Source organism: Bacillus cereus (genome assembly GCF_002567495.1).
Taxonomy (GTDB): Bacteria; Bacillota; Bacilli; order Bacillales; family Bacillaceae_G; genus Bacillus_A; species Bacillus_A cereus_AQ.
The window spans coordinates 1-15,828 of record NZ_NVAP01000078.1 but is presented as its reverse complement, the minus strand read 5'-3'; the positions used below and the strand labels follow the sequence as shown (position 1 = coordinate 15,828).

Below are 15,828 nucleotides of genomic sequence, written 5' to 3'. Positions count from 1 at the left end.
AATTTGTTTGCTCGTTTTTTTAGTATTTTATTTTAGTTCACATTTATCAAGTGGAATCACTTTTGTTTTTTTCGTAAATTTATATCCTAACCATAGTACTAAGAAGAGTGGTAAACCGATGTAAGAAACGAGTACACCGTTCCAATCGATTGATTCGCCCATAAATGCTCCGTAGTTTTGACCTAAAATGACGATGACACAAAGTGCAAAGGCGAAGATTGGACCAAATGGGAACCATTTTGCTCTATATGGTAAGTCTTTTAAATCTTTTCCTTGTGCGATATATGCTTTACGGAAACGGTAATGACTAATTGCAATGCCGACCCAAGCGATAAATCCAGACATTCCAGATGCGTTTAACAACCAAATGTATACAACACCATCACCGAATAAAGAAGCAATGAAAGCGATACTACCGACAATTGATGTTACGATTAATGCGTTAACAGGTACACCACGGCTATCTAGTTTACCTAAAAATTTTGGTGCTTTTCCTTGTCGAGCTAAATCCCAAAGCATACGAGTTGATGCATACATACCAGAGTTACCAGCAGATAGTACAGCAGTTAAAATAACAGCGTTCATAACAGAAGCAGCAAAAGCAACGCCTGCTTTTTCAAAAATAAGTGTAAATGGACTTACTGTTACATCACTTGCAGCAAGGCTTTCAGTTGTATAAGGAATTAGTAAACCGATTACGAGAATCGCAAGGATATAGAATAAAAGAATACGCCAAAAGATAGAACGAATTGCTTTCGGAATATTACGCTCTGGATCAGACGTTTCACCAGCAGCTACTCCAAGTAATTCGGTTCCTTGGAAGGAGAAACCAGCAGCCATAAATACACCGATAATTGCCATGATGCCGCCGTTAAATGGTGCATCTGCAACAGTGAAGTTTTTGAATCCAACAGTTTCGCCGCCCATAATTCCGAAAATCATCATGAAACCAACAATTAAAAAGATAATGATAGTAACTACTTTAATAAGTGCGAACCAATATTCAGATTCACCAAACCCTTTAACAGATAAATAGTTTAAAAGGAAAATAATAGCTAAACATAATCCGCTCCAAATAAGAGAAGGGGTATCAGGGAACCAAAATTTCATAATTAATGTTACAGCTGCAAGTTCAGCCGCTATCGTAATCGCCCAGTTATACCAATAGTTCCATCCAAGTGCAAAGCCAAGTGATGGATCAACAAATTTTGTTGCATACGTGCTAAAAGATCCAGTAACAGGCATGTATGCTGCGAGTTCTGCTAAGCTTGTCATTAAGAAGTAAACCATAATTCCAATTGCGGCGTATGCGACTAATGCACCACCAGGACCAGCAGAATGGATTACACCACCGCTAGCAAGAAATAGTCCGGTACCGATTGTACCACCGAGAGAAATCATCGTAAGGTGACGAGATTTTAATCCGCGTTTTAATTCACCTTGTCCTTGTGTAGTTTGCGTTTTAGAGGTAGATTGATTTGTTGCGCTATTCATGTTCAACACTCCTTTTCTTGTAGGTTAGGAAGGAGCGGGGGAGAAAAATACAAAAAACCGCCAAAGGAATTTGGCGGAACGTTTCACAAATAACCACCCCATCATACCCTTCCGTTAAGATAGCACCCCACGTTTACACGGTAATTTTGTAAACGTGACAGTTCTGTTCCTTTCGGAGACAGCCCCAGCCCATATTTCCAGAGAAGAAATATAAACTTCGGCAACTTTTCCTTTCAAACGGAGTCGGGTGACATTCTCTGTGTCTCGTCCATTTTACTATTAAAAGTCGCAACCTCTACCTCATCGGATTGATGAGGATTTATATATTGCTAAGATTTTTAATATATGGCAATTGTAATGACTTTCTGAATATATTGCAAGATATTTTGTTAGGAAAAGTCAAAAAATATCGGTTATTGTATAGGAAACGCTTGCAAAACTCCACCCGAACCCACTATTATGTAGCAATAAGCAAAGAAAAAATTGTTATACAAATGTTTCGCAAAAAATATTGAAAAACCCTCTAAATTAAAAGAAAATTCAGAAAATATAATTCGACATTCATAATAAAGTCATATTATTTGTTATAATTAGAGTAACGTTGAAGCAAAAAGGGGAAATCAAAATGAGATTAGAAACAGAAAGGCTCTATATAGTGCCGTGTACAGAAGAAAGGATCCAAGTTGCTAACGAGCAAGGATACAATAGCGGTCCGCATATTGTAGGACATGTAGGGAATATAAAACAAGATGCAACTTTATTACCATGGGGCGCATGGTATGTTCTTCGAAAAGAAGATGATAGCGTTTTAGGTGATATTGGGTTTAAAGGGAAACCGAACGAGAATCAAACAGTAGAAATTGGCTATGGATTTATTGAGAAATATTGGAATAAGGGCTATGCAACAGAGGCTGTAAGAGAATTAATTGATTGGGCTTTCAAAACAGGAGAGGTAGATACGATTATTGCAGAGACACTCCTGGATAATTATAGTTCGATTCGTGTTTTAGAAAAATTACATATGAAGAGAGTAAATACTACAGAAACGATGATGAATTGGAAAATAGAAAAATAAAAAATACCGCTCTAAATTGGGCGGTATTTTTTATAGTTATGGTAGCATTTGTTTCTGATCATTTGGATACTCAGCTGTTGATGCATTAGGGCGATTGGAATGATTTCGAACAGCAATGAAAATAGAAATAATAATGACAAGACCAACTGCAACGTAAGAAAGTGAAATAATAGTTGGATCTACTTTAAATGTAGTAAGCAGTGTACGAATATTCGTAAAGATAATAAGACCACCCACTAATACCCCAAGTAAATGAGATGGAACGATACGTACTAACCATGCAGCAATTGGTGCAGCAACAATACCGCCAAGCATTAATGAGAATACCCAAACCCAGCTTACTTGTTCCCAGCCAAGTGAGATGAAGAAGCCGATTGTTGCAGCGAGTGAGACAGGAAATTCACTCGTATCTACAGATCCAATAACTTTTCTAGCTTCATTTCCTCTTGCTAGAAGCACAGGTGTCGTAATCGGCCCCCAACCACCGCCACCAGTTGAATCAACGAATCCAGCAAATAAACCAAGTGGCACAAGTTGTTTTGCAGACATACGCTTATTTGAAGTGACAATTTGTTTTTGAATGATGAATCGTAATAAAATATAAACCCCTAAAGTGAATAAAAATATTGAAATGTACGGTTTGATCACATCTCCAGGCAGATTACTTAAAAAACATGCCCCAACAAACGCACCGATTGCCCCAGGTAATGTAAGCCTGGAAACTGTATATTTATCAACGTTTCCAAATTTGATATGAGATGCGCCGGAAGCCGCTGTTGTAACGACTTCAGCCAAATGAACCGATGCGGAAGCTACAGCCGGTGCGATACCAAACATTAATAATAGTGAAGTAGACGTTACCCCATACGCCATTCCAAGTGCTCCATCGATCAATTGAGCGAAAAATCCAATAATAGCAAAGACAATTAATTTCTGCATAAATAATCCCCCTGTAATAATAAATGAAAAAGACACTTTTCCCGTATGAGAAAAGTGCCTTTGGTTTTTCCAATCAGCAATAATTAAATTTGTTTCATTATAATACATATTAATCGTATAAATCAACTAGGTTTTGAAGTTTTTGAATTGAATGAAAGAAAAATAAAATATACAATAAAAGGATGGAGAGAAAGGGGAGAAAGACATGTTACGATTTGATCATCTCGTTCACACAGTTCATGGTACACCGGAGGAAGCGGCAAAACAAATGCAGGAACTTGGATTTCATACTGTATTAGGCGGAGAGCATACGAATTGGGGTACTTGGAATAGTTTAAGTTATTTTGATTTATCATATATAGAATTTTTAGCAGTTCAACATGAAGAAAAAGCGAAAGAAGCAGAAAACCCATTAGTACAAGAAACAGTGGTGAAACTACAAAATGGAGAAGGAATGCTACAAATCGCAATCCGAACAGATGCAATTGAGGAGCTAGTAGTTAACTTTAAGAAGCACGGCTTACATACGATAGGGCCATTTGAAGGGAAACGCATGAGAAAAGATGGCCGGCTTTTAGAATGGAAAATGTTATTTGTTAAGCAAGAAGAGAACGGACTGAAATTACCTTTCTTTATACAGTGGAATGAAACGGACGAAGAAAGAAGAAACGATTTACGTAACATAGGAACGATCACGGAACATAAAAACAAAGTACAACAAATTGAAACGATCCATTATGCAGTGAAAAACGTTCGAGAAACGGTGCGGAAATGGAAAGAAGTAATGAGACTATCTACAAGCTCAGTTGTGAAAAATGAAAAATGGAATGCTGAGTGTCAAAGTGTAGTGTTTGGAGATATTCATGTACAGTTTTGTGAACCGATTGGAGAAGGATTTGTGAAAGAACAATTGAACAAGGAAGGTGAATATCCATTTGCAGTAGAGTTTACAGGGGAAGATAAACGAGAGCATGAAGTGCTAGGTAGTTTGTACATATATTAATAGAGGTGAACGTTGTGGAAGAAATGCTTAGAGAGATAGAGAGAAAACTAGAATGGCCTCGTATGTTAAAAGCGACTGTTATTTCAAAAGGCTTTTCATTCGATGAGAAATATAAAATTGAATTAGAGAGTGGGGCCTCGTATTTTATTAAAGTATGCGATTCATCATATTTTGAACGGAAGCAGGAAGAATATGAATATATGCAGCAGCTAGATTCTTTACATATTCCTATGCCAAAATTAATTCGTTTTATTAGTCTTACTAAATTCAATAAATGTGTACAAGTTTTTGAATGGATTGATGGATTAGATGGTGAAGATATATTAAGAACGTTGTCTACAGAAGAGCAGTATAGGGCTGGAAAAAAGGCTGGAGAAGTACTAAAAAAGATTCATTTAGTTGAAAAAGAAGATAAAAGTAATTCATGGGAAATGTCTATATGGAGTAAATATGAGAGATACTTAGAAGCGTTGAAAGAATATGAAGTAGACTTTTTTCGTTTAAATACAGTGATAGATTTTGTAGGAAATCATAAAGATTTATTAAAAAATCGTCCCATCGTATTTTTACATGACGATTTTCATCCGGCTAATATAATGATTGACCAAAATGAGTTTCGGGCTGTCATTGATTTTGCTAGATTCGATATTGGTGATCCTATTCATGATTTTTATAAAGTAGCACTATTTACAACGAATATAAGCAAACCATTTGCGGTTGGACAAGTTCACGGTTATTGCGGAGGAGAACCTGATCTACATTTTTGGAAACTGTACTCATTATATGCAGCAATGATATTCCCGGCTGATATCGTATGGACAAACCGAAGCACACCATATTTATTAGATGATATGAAGGAAAGGTTAAATGGAATTTTAGAAGATCATAATCATTTTTCATCTTATATTCCAAAATGGTATCAATCAAGTGAATTTAATAAATAAAGGAGTAATTTATATGGATAAAATAGCAGTAATTTCAGATATTCACGGTAATATTCAAGCATTAGAATCCGTGTTAAATGATATTAAATTAAGAGGAATCGAGCGCATTATTTGTCTTGGAGATTTAGTAGGAAAAGGACCTCATTCCAGTGAAGCAATTGAAATCATTCGTAAAGAATGTGAAGTAGTCGTAATGGGAAACTGGGATGATTTTATTACAAAGCCGACTGAATTTGAAGCATTAAAATGGCATCAAAAACAATTATCAGAAGAACAAAACGACTATTTAAGAAGTTTACCATTTTCAATCGAATTTTTTATGAGCGGCAAACTCATTCGTATGTTCCACGCCTCACCGAGAAGTTTATATGAAAGAATTCAACCACACGCTTCAAGAGAAGAACGTATTAGTATGTTCGAAAATAGTGATCTGACGGAAAATATAGAAGGGGAAAGAAAACCAGATGTCGTTTGTTACGGTGATGTTCACCAAGCGTTCGTTCAAAATTTCAGAGGGAAAACGTTATGTAACGCCGGTAGCGTAGGAAACCCACTTGAAATAACACAAGCTTCCTATTTAATATTTGAAGGAACTTACAATGAAAAAGAAGCAGCGAGTTTTTCCATCCAACTTGTACGTGTACCGTATGATATTGAATTAGCTATCAGGCTAGCAGAAGAACTCGAAATGCCAGAAATTGCAGAATACAAACAAGAGTTACGGACTGCTTTATATCGAGGGTTTAAGGGGAAGTAAGCTAATAATATATCAACGATTTTTCAAATATATCTATCACAACATAAAATATATCAACGATTCGACAAAGGGTATCGATTTACCGACAAATAGTGGCATGAATTATTACTTATAATTATATTATGTAAACTAATTATAAAGGGAGATATCATGAACCGAAAACAACGAATCAAAGAAATTGCAGATCATATTGTAAAGCTAAACTTAATCTATCCAACAAGAGTTGGAGTAAGTGGTATTACAGCATCAGGAAAAACAACATTTGCAAACGAACTAGCGGAAGAAATAAAAAAACGAGGATTACCAGTAACACGCGCCAGCATTGATGATTTTCATAATCCAAGAGTGATTCGCTATGCAAAAGGAAAAGAATCTGCAAGAGGGTATTATGAAGATGCACACGATTATACAGCTTTCAAAGAAAGATTATTAATGCCTTTAGGACCTAACGGGAATTTACAGTATGAAACGATTTCTCATAACTTAATAACGGATATGTCTGTACATAATGAGCCGCTATTGGCCACGCAAAACATGATATTAATAGTAGATGGAACGTTTCTATTGAAAAAAGACGTTGTGTATTTATTTGATTACAAAATCTTTGTAGATACAAATTTTGAGATTGCGAGAAAACGTGGTGCTAAGCGGGAAACTGAAGCTTTTGGAAGTTATGAAGAAGCAGAGAAGATGTTTTTGAACAGATATCATGCGGCCTGTAAGATGTATATAGATGAGCATAATCCAAAAGAGTGTGCGAATGTTATAGTTAAGAATAGTGATTTAGGAAATCCAGAAGTTATATTTCATGAAAGAGCGTAATACATAATCAGAAATATATGTATAGCCTTTTGTTTATTGTTATAATTAAATTAATTTTATGAAGCAAATAAAAGGGGATAAGACAATAAAAAACGCAAAAAGGGGACAAGAAATATAATGAATGAAGTACTCGAACTAAAAGAAGAACTACTACAAATTAAAAATAATAATTATGCTGTACCAGAAGACGTAGATGCATATCCATATGCGCAGTGGATGCTAGATTATATCGGATCACCTGATGCTGAACTGCGTGATGATTTGATATATAGTACGCTTCACAAATGGATTACAAATGATGTATTTAGACAAAAAGAGTTACGAGGATTAATGCTGCAAGCAATTAGCCCTGATTATTTATTTTATAAAATTGGTGAAAAGGGAACAGATTCTGTTTTTAAACGTGCATTCTCTGTATTAATTCCACCACTTATTTTATCTGTTCATGAAAGAGAACCACTGTTATCTGAAGAACAGCTGTACAGTGTGGCAGAACAAGTGCTGGAATATGTGTATTTAGAAGAAGATGTAAGAGGCTACGTAGAAGGAAAAGGCTGGGCACACTCTACTGCACATGCAGCAGATGCGCTTGATGCTTTAGCACGTACAATTCAAAATCGTGAGTTCTCATATGCAATACTAGCTGCCGTTCGTCAGAAGGTACGCTTACATGACTACGTATACATTCACTTTGAGGATGAGAGATTAGTAGCGCCAATTATGTCGTTACGTAACCAAAATCTTTTAACTGAAGAAGAGTGGAGCAACTGGTTACATAGTATAGCAACTGTTGAAGACATCCGACATCCGCAGCATGCTATTTTAGTACAAAATATTAGAGCTTTCTTAAGAAGTTTATATTTTAGAGTTTTAGAGACAGAGGGTAGTACAGCATTTACAGATGATATATTGGAGACTTTGAAGGGGTTGCGTAGGTATTAAAAATAAGTTTTTCTAAGAGAAAAGTACATAAAACCACTACATCCCAACCATACTAATAAAATGTGTTGGAGGTGAGTTTTATGGATAAAAAAGACTTTGAAAAAGTTTATAATGACTACTTACATCAAGGAGACGAACGAGCTCAATTTGAAATAGGCCATGAAGTCAATTCAGGAGCAGAACAAATTGTTGCTGTTCGTAAAAATGATGAAGGTGATTTAATTGCTTTTAAAACAAGTAGCGGGAGAGAGTTAGATTATATGACTGCTCTTAATGAAGCAAAATCAGGGAAGTTAGCTCATGTGGACGTATTTCATAAGTATGGCAGAGATATTATACGTAGTGAACCGGATGGTATAAAGGAAAATAACTTAGATAATTTACCTTCATTTTAAACGGGTAAACCTCAAGAAGAGAATGTTCATTTGGATATTCTCTTCTTTTCTTCCTCTACGAATAGAAGGTTTATTTCTGAAGTGCAATCACACTCTTAAAGAGTACTCTAAATTTCTCTTTATCTTCTGCTGTAAATGGTTTCGGTCCCTTTGTACGTTTACCACTTTTTCGAACCATTGCACTTAAATATCGTGTTTGTAACAATTGTTCAATGTTATCATTCGTATACTTATAGCCTTTATGGTGTAGTACGATACAGCCTTTTGCTAAAGCGAGCGAAGCAAGACCGTAATCTTGTGTTACGATTAAATCTTCTTTTTTTGCTAACTGCATAATTCGGTAATCTGCAGCATCTGCTCCAGAATCAACATAAATTGTTTCGACACCTTTTGGCTGCTCTGCATTAGAATAATGTGAAAAACTAGTAACGAGGGTAACAGGAATTTCCACATTCGTAGCCTCAAAAATAATCACATCTTTTACAGGACAAGCATCTGCATCAACGTAAATCTTCATTTTATCACTCCTATAAATAGGTTCGAGTTGATAATAATGGTAGATTTAGGTTTTGTCAAATGAGGAATTTGTATTTCGACTTACAAAAATTGTATATATTAAAAAATATATGCTAACATAGAGTTGATGGAATAATAATGATTTTTAGAAAGAAGGAATTGAATGATTTATAAAGCAGATAACAATGTAAGGGAAAAGTTAGTTGAGATGTTTGATGATTTTGATAGTACTATTGTACTTTCATATCTACAAGGGCATATGGGAAGTGCATGGGTAGACAATCTTGAAAAACCAACTGTTGCTCAAATAACTGTAGGAATTTTTGTGTTTTATGCTGGGAATCCGAGCGTAGAAGAAGCGCAAGAATTACTATACAATCTTCCTGATTTTACTCTCGCTATTGTTGATTCGAATGAATGGAAAGAACAGATAGAGGCTATACACAAAGGATCAATTGAGAAGTTTAAAAGATTCAGATTTAATAAGAACCCTGACGATTTAGATAAGGGATACATACGGGATCTATTGTCTACATTACCCCAAGATTACGAAATGAAAAGAGTCGATAAAAATATAGCAAAGTCTTCGTCATTCCATGCACTCTCAGAAGATTTTATTAGTCAGTTTGATTCAATCGATGATTTTATTGATAGAGGCGTAGGGTATGCTATTTTAAATAAAGGAAAAGTTGTTTCTGCGGCAACATCATTTAGTGTATATGATGATGGAATCGAGATTGAAATTGCTAGTCATCCTGAACATAGAAGGAAAGGTTTAGCCACAATTGTAGCATCTGCACTAATATTAGATTGTCTAGATAGAGGGAAATACCCTAGTTGGGATGGAGCAAATTCTGAATCTGTTGAACTAGCAAAAAAGCTAGGCTACACTTTTAAAGAATCTTATGATACATATTTTATTGAAATAAAAAAATGAACCAATACAAGTACATAAACCAAAGTGGTTTTTAGTTTATGTACTTAGTTAAAAATTAATTAAATTTTACTGACATATTTAAGGATGCTACTCATTTTCCACAAACTAAAATAGCCTCACGCAAACGAGAAATACCTTCCGCAATTTGATTAATATCCACTTTTCCATAAGATAAACGTATATAACCATCTTTCGCACCGAAAATACTACCTGGCATAAAAGCAATTTCTTGTTTTAAACTTTGCATAATGAGTTGTTTTTCGTTTATAGGTTCTTTTAATTTCCCCCAAATGTATATACCACCAGTAGGGTTTGAAAAAGAGATTTTATCATGAAGTTGCTCGTTTAGGGCACGAACGATAACGTCTCTTTTTTCTGCTAATTGTTTTCGTAACGGTACGATATGAGACTGAAATGGTACGGTTTCGAAAAATTGCTGCATAAGCCACTGCGGGAAAATACTCATTCCTAATTCCATTTGGTGCCGTGCGTCTGACAATCGCTCTACGACAGACTGCGGGGCGACAAGCCAGCCGACTCGTAATCCTGGCGCAATCATTTTTGATAAAGAATGTACATAAATGACAGTTCCGTTTTCATCTATTGATTTCAAAGTAGGACAAGGTTGTTTCTTTTCTAGCGTCAGCAAACTAGATGGATCATCTTCAACGATTGCAATTCGTAAATCTGCGCAAAGTGATAATAGTTTTTTTCTACGGTTTGGATGAAGCATCGTCCCCGTCGGGTTTTGGAAATTTGGATTTAAAAAAATCATTTTAATGCGGTGCTTTCTGTATAGCTCTTGTACATCGTCTGGATTAATACCATGTTCATCGACAGGTAACGGGAAAATACGAATACCTGCTGATTGGAATAACGGCAAGGAATAACAGTGTGAAGGACTTTCGAAAGCAACAGCATCACCTGGATTTAATAAACATTGCACGATAAGGTGAAGTGCTTGCTGTGCGCCAGATGTAATCATAATGGATTGTTCAGTCGCCTCAACTTTTAAATATTCCTTCATATATTTTACGACCGCTTGTCTTAGCGGAAGATAGCCTTGCGGATGATCGTAACTTAATGAATGCGTTAACGGTTGTTCACGTAAAATCGCTTGTAGTTGATCATGAGGATAAAGATTACAACCGAGTTCTCCATTAGCGAAATCTATAATATTTTCATTTTGTTGTACTTCTGCCCGAATATGGCGAAGTAGTGGTAAGTTTGGTAAAAAAGTACCACCTTCTACGAAATTTCTCCAGTTCGGCGTTAATGTTGGAGAAACGCCCCACATATGTGTACTCACACGTGTACCTTTACCAGTCGTACTTTCTACAATTCCCATAGCACGTAGTTCATTATAAGCAGTCGTTACTGTACTTCTGTTTACATTTAACTGCGTAGCTAATTTCCGTTCTGAAGGGAGGAAGCTTCCTGGAGGAAGTTCTCCATATGTAATACGTTTTTCAATAAAGTCAACAACTTGCTGATAAATAGGGATTTTACTGTCACTATCTAGCTTCCATTCCATAAAAAACGCCTCCGTATCTCTTATATACATCCAGTATAGCAAATTGGCTGGGTAAAAAAACAGCCAATTGGACGGTGTTATATCCAGCCAATTTTACTATGCTAAATATGGAAGGGGAGATTCGGATGAAACGATGGCAAATGGAATGGCTCCTAGTATCAGTTGCATTAGTATGGGGAGCAAATTATACAATAGGAAAGTATGGCGTGGCATTTATGTCATCCATTCAATTTAATAGTTTACGATTTTTAGTAGCATCACCGGTATTATTACTTATTACTTTTATAATGGAACGCTCATTACGTATTGAAAGGAAAGATTGGTTACGATTAGTAGCAGTCGGTATCGTTGGTACGACAATGTATCAAACGATGTTTATGCTATCTGTGAAATATACTTCAGCAACGAACGCCTCATTATTAATTGCGATGTCACCTATTTTTACAGGGATATTAGCAGTATTGCACAAACAAGAACGTTTTTCGATGAAGGTACAAATTGGTTCAATAGTAGCGTTTATTGGTGCAGCATTCGTTTTATTAACAGGACATACAGGAGGAACTACTTACGAATATGCGTGGCTCGGAAACATAATTGGATTAGTCGCAGCGATTGCGTGGGGATGGTATCCAATATTAGCGCAACCTCTTATAACAAAATATTCCGCAATGAGAGTCACATCTTGGTCAACTTTAATTGGAATTGTACCTCTCGTTGTATATTGTTTATTCAACGTAAATACATTAACGTGGCCAGTAGACATGCCAAGCTGGGGGTCTCTAGCATATTCAATCGTCTTCGCGACAATCTTCGGACTTGCAATGTGGTATGTCGGTATTAGTAAAATAGGCTCAACGAAAGTAATGGTTTATATGTATCTCGTACCATTGTTCGCAGTTATCTTCGCGGCAGTAACTATCGGAGAGCAAATCAACATGATACAACTCGTTGGCGGACTTATAATCTTTATCGGCTTATATGTTGTAAAAAAGGGTGGAATTCAAAAGCCAGCTCTCAATTTGAAAAAAGTAAGTTAACAATAAAAAGGATCTCTTTCATATAGAAGGAGATTCTTTTGGTTTTTGTAATAAAAGTGCTTGTTCAACAGCCCATTTTTGATGATCATGAATGAGAAGCTCTACAGCAAGTAAAGGAGACATCCACCGCAAAACATGATCTTCCTCACAGTTTTCAGTTTGTGTCTGCACCATGTTCGCAATATAAAAGAACCCATCGTTTAAATAATAAGTATCTTCTTTTTCCACATAAAAATATCGCATTGCATTACCGATATATTGATTAATTTCAATTGCCCATCCTAATTCCTCTAGTAGTTCACGATGTAAGCATTCATCTTTTGTTTCGGTACCTTCCATACCGCCACCAGGTAAAAAATAACGGTCTCCTTTTTGGATAATAGCAATGTTTGAAGAAGTTGAGTTAAAAATAATTGCATAACAACTAGGCCGTAATACATATTGCTCAGTAGGCTTTTTATAACCAAAAATAAGTTTAGATATCATAAAACACGTCACCTCTCTATAAAATACACAAAAGGAATAATAAGGTAAAAATAGAATTGTATAAGTATAATCTTACGAGATTGGAGTGATAACAAAATGATAAATCGAAAGTGTTCGCGCTGTAAAGAAATTACAGGTACATTGCACGGTGGTAAAAAAATTAAGGAAGAATTTCTATGTGAGGACTGTTTGCAAAAAGGAATTGCGAGTGGAGAAATCGAATTATCACAAGTGGAAGAAAAACAAACTTCGTATCTTTCTATAAAAATATTAAAAATAATGAGTGTGATTTATTTAATAGGATCTATTTTAATGGCTTTTTCAACTGGTCCATTTATACATAACCTGGGGTTTGATGAAATGTCCATTTCAGGATCAGAATTAGGTTTAATAAGTATTGTTATGCTAGGTTCTATATTTCAGTCAGTTCTCGTATTTTGCGGGATATGGGTATTCATCCTATTAGTAGAAACAGTCATTAAAATTTATGAAAAAATGAAGTGAGTGAGAGGGAGAAACATATGCGAGTAAGAAACATCCAAGGGGAAGATTATGTAAAGATTCATTCTGTTTTAAATGATTGGTGGGGCGGGAGAGACATGGCTGCCATGTTGCCAAAATTGTTCTTCATTCACTTTCAAGAAACGAGTTTTATTATTGAAGAAGAGGGAGAAACGTTAGGTTTCTTATGCGGATTCTTCTCACAAACGCATAAAGAGGAAGCGTACGTTCATTTTATCGGTGTCAATCCGAAGTATAGAAGAAGAGGAATTGCATCGACATTGTATTCGTATTTCTTTGATGTCGCACGTGCAAATAACCGTAAAGTTATAAAAGCAATCACGTCACCGGTTAATAAAAAATCGATACAGTTTCATAGGGAGATTGGCTTTCAAATTGAAGCTGGTGATGATGAGATAGAAGGTGTATCGGTACATACAAATTATGATGGGAATGGCGGTAGTAGAGTTTTATTTTTGAAACATGTGTAAAAGTAGGCTAGCGTGAAGTTAGCCTTTTTGTTGTGAGGAGGTATTAGTATGGAAAATAAACAAAGCAGAAATGAGTATGTAAGACGCATACATACAGTTCAAGATTATATAGAATCAAACATAGACAGTTTACTATCCATTGAAGAGCTAGCGGATATAGCAGGATTTTCAAAGTTTCATTTTCATCGAATTTTTAAAGGAATAGTAGACGAGCCGTTATCACGATATGTAAATCGATTGAAGTTAGAAAGGGCAACAAACCTTCTTACATATCGATTGGATATGACGATTACGGATATCGCTTACCATTTTGGTTTCACAGATTCAGCAGTTTTCTCCCGTACATTTAAAAATTATTACGGAGTAAGTCCGTCTCAATATCGAAATCACAATAGCAAGAATTGCAAAGACGTAAGGGGAATTCCTCAATACAATGAATGTAAGAAGGTTCGAGGAAATGTTGAAATTGTAACAGCGGACGATATAAACGTCGCATACATAAGACATATCGGTACATATGAAGAGTTAACGCTAGCTTTTCCAAACATGATAGAGAAATTATTTCATTACGCAGCAGAGGAAAACTATCATGTATTTGAGGATACGAAAGTATTAACCATTTACCACGATCATCATGAATTTACTGAGGACAATCATTTAAGAACTAGTTTATGTATAACAATTCCCGATGAATCCACAGTAGAAACGAACGACATAGGAATAATGGTAATACCTTCAGGGAAATATGCGGTAGGTCATTTTGAAATACGCCAAGATGAATATAAAGGGGCGTGGGATTACTTATACGGTGAATGGTTGCCAAATAGCGGATATAAACCGAGAGACTCATATCCTTTTGAAGTGTATAAAAATAATCCAGAGCAGCACCCAGAAAAGAAACATATAGTTGATATATATGTACCTATCGAACCTTTTTAATTACAGGTTAAAGGGGAATGAATGATGAAAAATGCTGAAAAGTTAAATCAGATTATAAAAGAAGAATATGAAAATATGAATGGTATGTTAGTAGTGCAGAAAGGTAATGTTATTTTTGAAAAATATTATAACGGTTACGGTCCAGATGATGCATTTCACATAGCGTCAGTCACAAAAACGATAATCTCTGCGCTAATTGGGATATGTATAGATAAGGGCTATATAAAAAGCGTTGATCAAAGAGTAATAGAATTTTTCCCGGAATATAACGTTAATTCATCTGAAGTAACAGTAAGCCATCTTCTAACGATGACAGCTCCACATCCATTCGTAGACTGGCAGGAACCGTTAGAAGAACTATGTACACAACAAGATTGGATACAATATACGTTAAATAGGATAGGAAGCGGCGGAGAAATTGGATCTTTTAAATATTCATCTGCAGGAGCTCATATACTATCAGCGATCATAACGAACGCAACAGGAAAAAATGCGCGTGAATTTGCGAATGAATACTTATTTCAGCCACTGGGCATGAGAGAAATTCCAAACTATAATATGAAAGCATTTGGATTTGATGACTTATTCGGAAAAGATGTGAAAGGATGGGTTCACGATCCAAATGGTATTTCGACGGGCGGCTGGGGACTAACGTTAACGGTTAGAGATATGGCGAAGTTTGCACAGATTTATTTGAATGAAGGTATTCATAATGGAAAACAAATACTATCAAAATCATGGATAAAAGAATCGACAGAAATGAACCAAAATCAATATGGTTATTTATGGCGGTTACGAGAAGAAGAGGGAATCTTTTCATACTGTGCTATGGGTGACGGTGGGAATATGATTTGTTGTATTCCGGAGAAGGATTTGGTTATAGTAATTGCTTCTGAAATTATGCCGAATGCACGGGATAGATGGGAATTGATTGTGAAATATATTCTTCCTTGTATACAGTCAAATCAATAATGATAGCAAAAAGATGGTGTGAATTTGGTCTTATCCCTGTCAAG

General features: G+C 35.7%; 18 protein-coding genes and 1 riboswitch. Of the genes, 13 read left to right on the top strand and 5 right to left on the bottom strand.

Features of this window, described 5'->3' with window-relative positions; all coding sequences use genetic code 11:
- Positions 1 to 27 precede the first annotated feature (27 nt).
- Positions 28 to 1,494, bottom strand: a complete 1,467-nt coding sequence (locus COK05_RS29285; protein WP_098615316.1) for an amino acid permease — start codon at positions 1,492 to 1,494, stop codon at positions 28 to 30.
- Positions 1,495 to 1,606: 112 nt separating this feature from the next.
- Positions 1,607 to 1,800: riboswitch (Lysine riboswitch) on the bottom strand.
- Between the two features lie 319 nt (positions 1,801 to 2,119).
- Between COK05_RS29285 and COK05_RS29280 the strand changes: the two genes are divergently transcribed.
- A complete protein-coding gene (locus COK05_RS29280) occupies positions 2,120 to 2,569 on the top strand; it encodes a GNAT family N-acetyltransferase (RefSeq protein WP_098615315.1) in 450 nt (149 codons plus the stop codon).
- A 36-nt stretch (positions 2,570 to 2,605) separates the two neighbouring features.
- On the opposite strand, the gene COK05_RS29275 is transcribed toward COK05_RS29280, so the two are convergent.
- Complete coding sequence (locus tag COK05_RS29275; protein ID WP_141539299.1) at positions 2,606 to 3,616, bottom strand: sulfite exporter TauE/SafE family protein; 1,011 nt, start codon at positions 3,614 to 3,616, stop codon at positions 2,606 to 2,608.
- A gap of 97 nt (positions 3,617 to 3,713) precedes the next feature.
- Between COK05_RS29275 and COK05_RS29270 the strand changes: the two genes are divergently transcribed.
- From COK05_RS29270 to COK05_RS29245, 6 genes are all read left to right on the top strand, one after another.
- On the top strand, positions 3,714 to 4,511 hold the full coding sequence (locus tag COK05_RS29270) for a VOC family protein (RefSeq protein WP_078401374.1): 798 nt from the start codon (positions 3,714 to 3,716) through the stop codon (positions 4,509 to 4,511).
- Positions 4,512 to 4,525: 14 nt separating this feature from the next.
- The gene (locus COK05_RS29265; protein ID WP_098137680.1) at positions 4,526 to 5,455 is read left to right on the top strand and encodes an aminoglycoside phosphotransferase family protein; all 930 of its coding nucleotides are present in this window, start codon (positions 4,526 to 4,528) and stop codon (positions 5,453 to 5,455) included.
- 13 nt (positions 5,456 to 5,468) lie between these two features.
- Entirely contained in the window at positions 5,469 to 6,212 is a 744-nt protein-coding gene (locus tag COK05_RS29260; protein WP_000357655.1) for a metallophosphoesterase family protein, read from the top strand.
- A 150-nt stretch (positions 6,213 to 6,362) separates the two neighbouring features.
- Positions 6,363 to 7,034 carry a uridine kinase gene (locus COK05_RS29255; RefSeq protein WP_098615313.1) on the top strand — a complete coding sequence of 224 codons (672 nt, stop codon included), beginning with the start codon at positions 6,363 to 6,365 and terminating at the stop codon, positions 7,032 to 7,034.
- A gap of 117 nt (positions 7,035 to 7,151) precedes the next feature.
- Complete coding sequence (locus tag COK05_RS29250; RefSeq protein WP_001006662.1) at positions 7,152 to 7,976, top strand: DUF2785 domain-containing protein; 825 nt, start codon at positions 7,152 to 7,154, stop codon at positions 7,974 to 7,976.
- Between the two features lie 80 nt (positions 7,977 to 8,056).
- Positions 8,057 to 8,371, top strand: coding sequence for a DUF3892 domain-containing protein (locus COK05_RS29245; RefSeq protein ID WP_016081097.1), 315 nt, complete (start codon positions 8,057 to 8,059; stop codon positions 8,369 to 8,371).
- Between the two features lie 70 nt (positions 8,372 to 8,441).
- Here the strand turns inward: COK05_RS29245 and COK05_RS29240 are convergent, their stop codons facing one another.
- On the bottom strand, positions 8,442 to 8,888 hold the full coding sequence (locus COK05_RS29240) for a YaiI/YqxD family protein (RefSeq protein WP_098137678.1): 447 nt from the start codon (positions 8,886 to 8,888) through the stop codon (positions 8,442 to 8,444).
- Between the two features lie 162 nt (positions 8,889 to 9,050).
- Here COK05_RS29240 and COK05_RS29235 point away from each other — a divergent pair, with 162 nt between their 5' ends.
- Complete coding sequence (locus tag COK05_RS29235) at positions 9,051 to 9,824, top strand: GNAT family N-acetyltransferase (protein WP_029442691.1); 774 nt, start codon at positions 9,051 to 9,053, stop codon at positions 9,822 to 9,824.
- A 91-nt stretch (positions 9,825 to 9,915) separates the two neighbouring features.
- Here COK05_RS29235 and pdxR read toward each other — a convergent pair whose 3' ends face one another.
- Entirely contained in the window at positions 9,916 to 11,358 is a 1,443-nt protein-coding gene (pdxR, locus tag COK05_RS29230; protein ID WP_029442690.1) for a MocR-like pyridoxine biosynthesis transcription factor PdxR, read from the bottom strand.
- 125 nt (positions 11,359 to 11,483) lie between these two features.
- Between pdxR and COK05_RS29225 the strand changes: the two genes are divergently transcribed.
- On the top strand, positions 11,484 to 12,395 hold the full coding sequence (locus COK05_RS29225; protein WP_029442689.1) for a DMT family transporter: 912 nt from the start codon (positions 11,484 to 11,486) through the stop codon (positions 12,393 to 12,395).
- 18 nt (positions 12,396 to 12,413) lie between these two features.
- Here COK05_RS29225 and COK05_RS29220 read toward each other — a convergent pair whose 3' ends face one another.
- A complete protein-coding gene (locus COK05_RS29220; RefSeq protein ID WP_098137676.1) occupies positions 12,414 to 12,881 on the bottom strand; it encodes an NUDIX hydrolase in 468 nt (155 codons plus the stop codon).
- Positions 12,882 to 12,977: 96 nt separating this feature from the next.
- Here COK05_RS29220 and COK05_RS29215 point away from each other — a divergent pair, with 96 nt between their 5' ends.
- The 4 genes from COK05_RS29215 to COK05_RS29200 are packed head-to-tail and all read left to right on the top strand — an operon-like array spanning position 12,978 to position 15,784.
- Positions 12,978 to 13,385: a DUF3980 domain-containing protein gene (locus tag COK05_RS29215; protein WP_000610492.1), complete on the top strand. Its 408-nt coding sequence runs from the start codon at positions 12,978 to 12,980 to the stop codon at positions 13,383 to 13,385.
- 17 nt (positions 13,386 to 13,402) lie between these two features.
- The gene (locus tag COK05_RS29210) at positions 13,403 to 13,873 is read left to right on the top strand and encodes a GNAT family N-acetyltransferase (RefSeq protein ID WP_029442687.1); all 471 of its coding nucleotides are present in this window, start codon (positions 13,403 to 13,405) and stop codon (positions 13,871 to 13,873) included.
- Between the two features lie 48 nt (positions 13,874 to 13,921).
- Positions 13,922 to 14,812 (top strand): AraC family transcriptional regulator, encoded by an 891-nt coding sequence (locus COK05_RS29205; RefSeq protein ID WP_029442686.1) that lies wholly within the window; start codon positions 13,922 to 13,924, stop codon positions 14,810 to 14,812.
- A 24-nt stretch (positions 14,813 to 14,836) separates the two neighbouring features.
- The gene (locus tag COK05_RS29200; RefSeq protein WP_029442685.1) at positions 14,837 to 15,784 is read left to right on the top strand and encodes a serine hydrolase domain-containing protein; all 948 of its coding nucleotides are present in this window, start codon (positions 14,837 to 14,839) and stop codon (positions 15,782 to 15,784) included.
- Positions 15,785 to 15,828 lie beyond the last annotated feature (44 nt).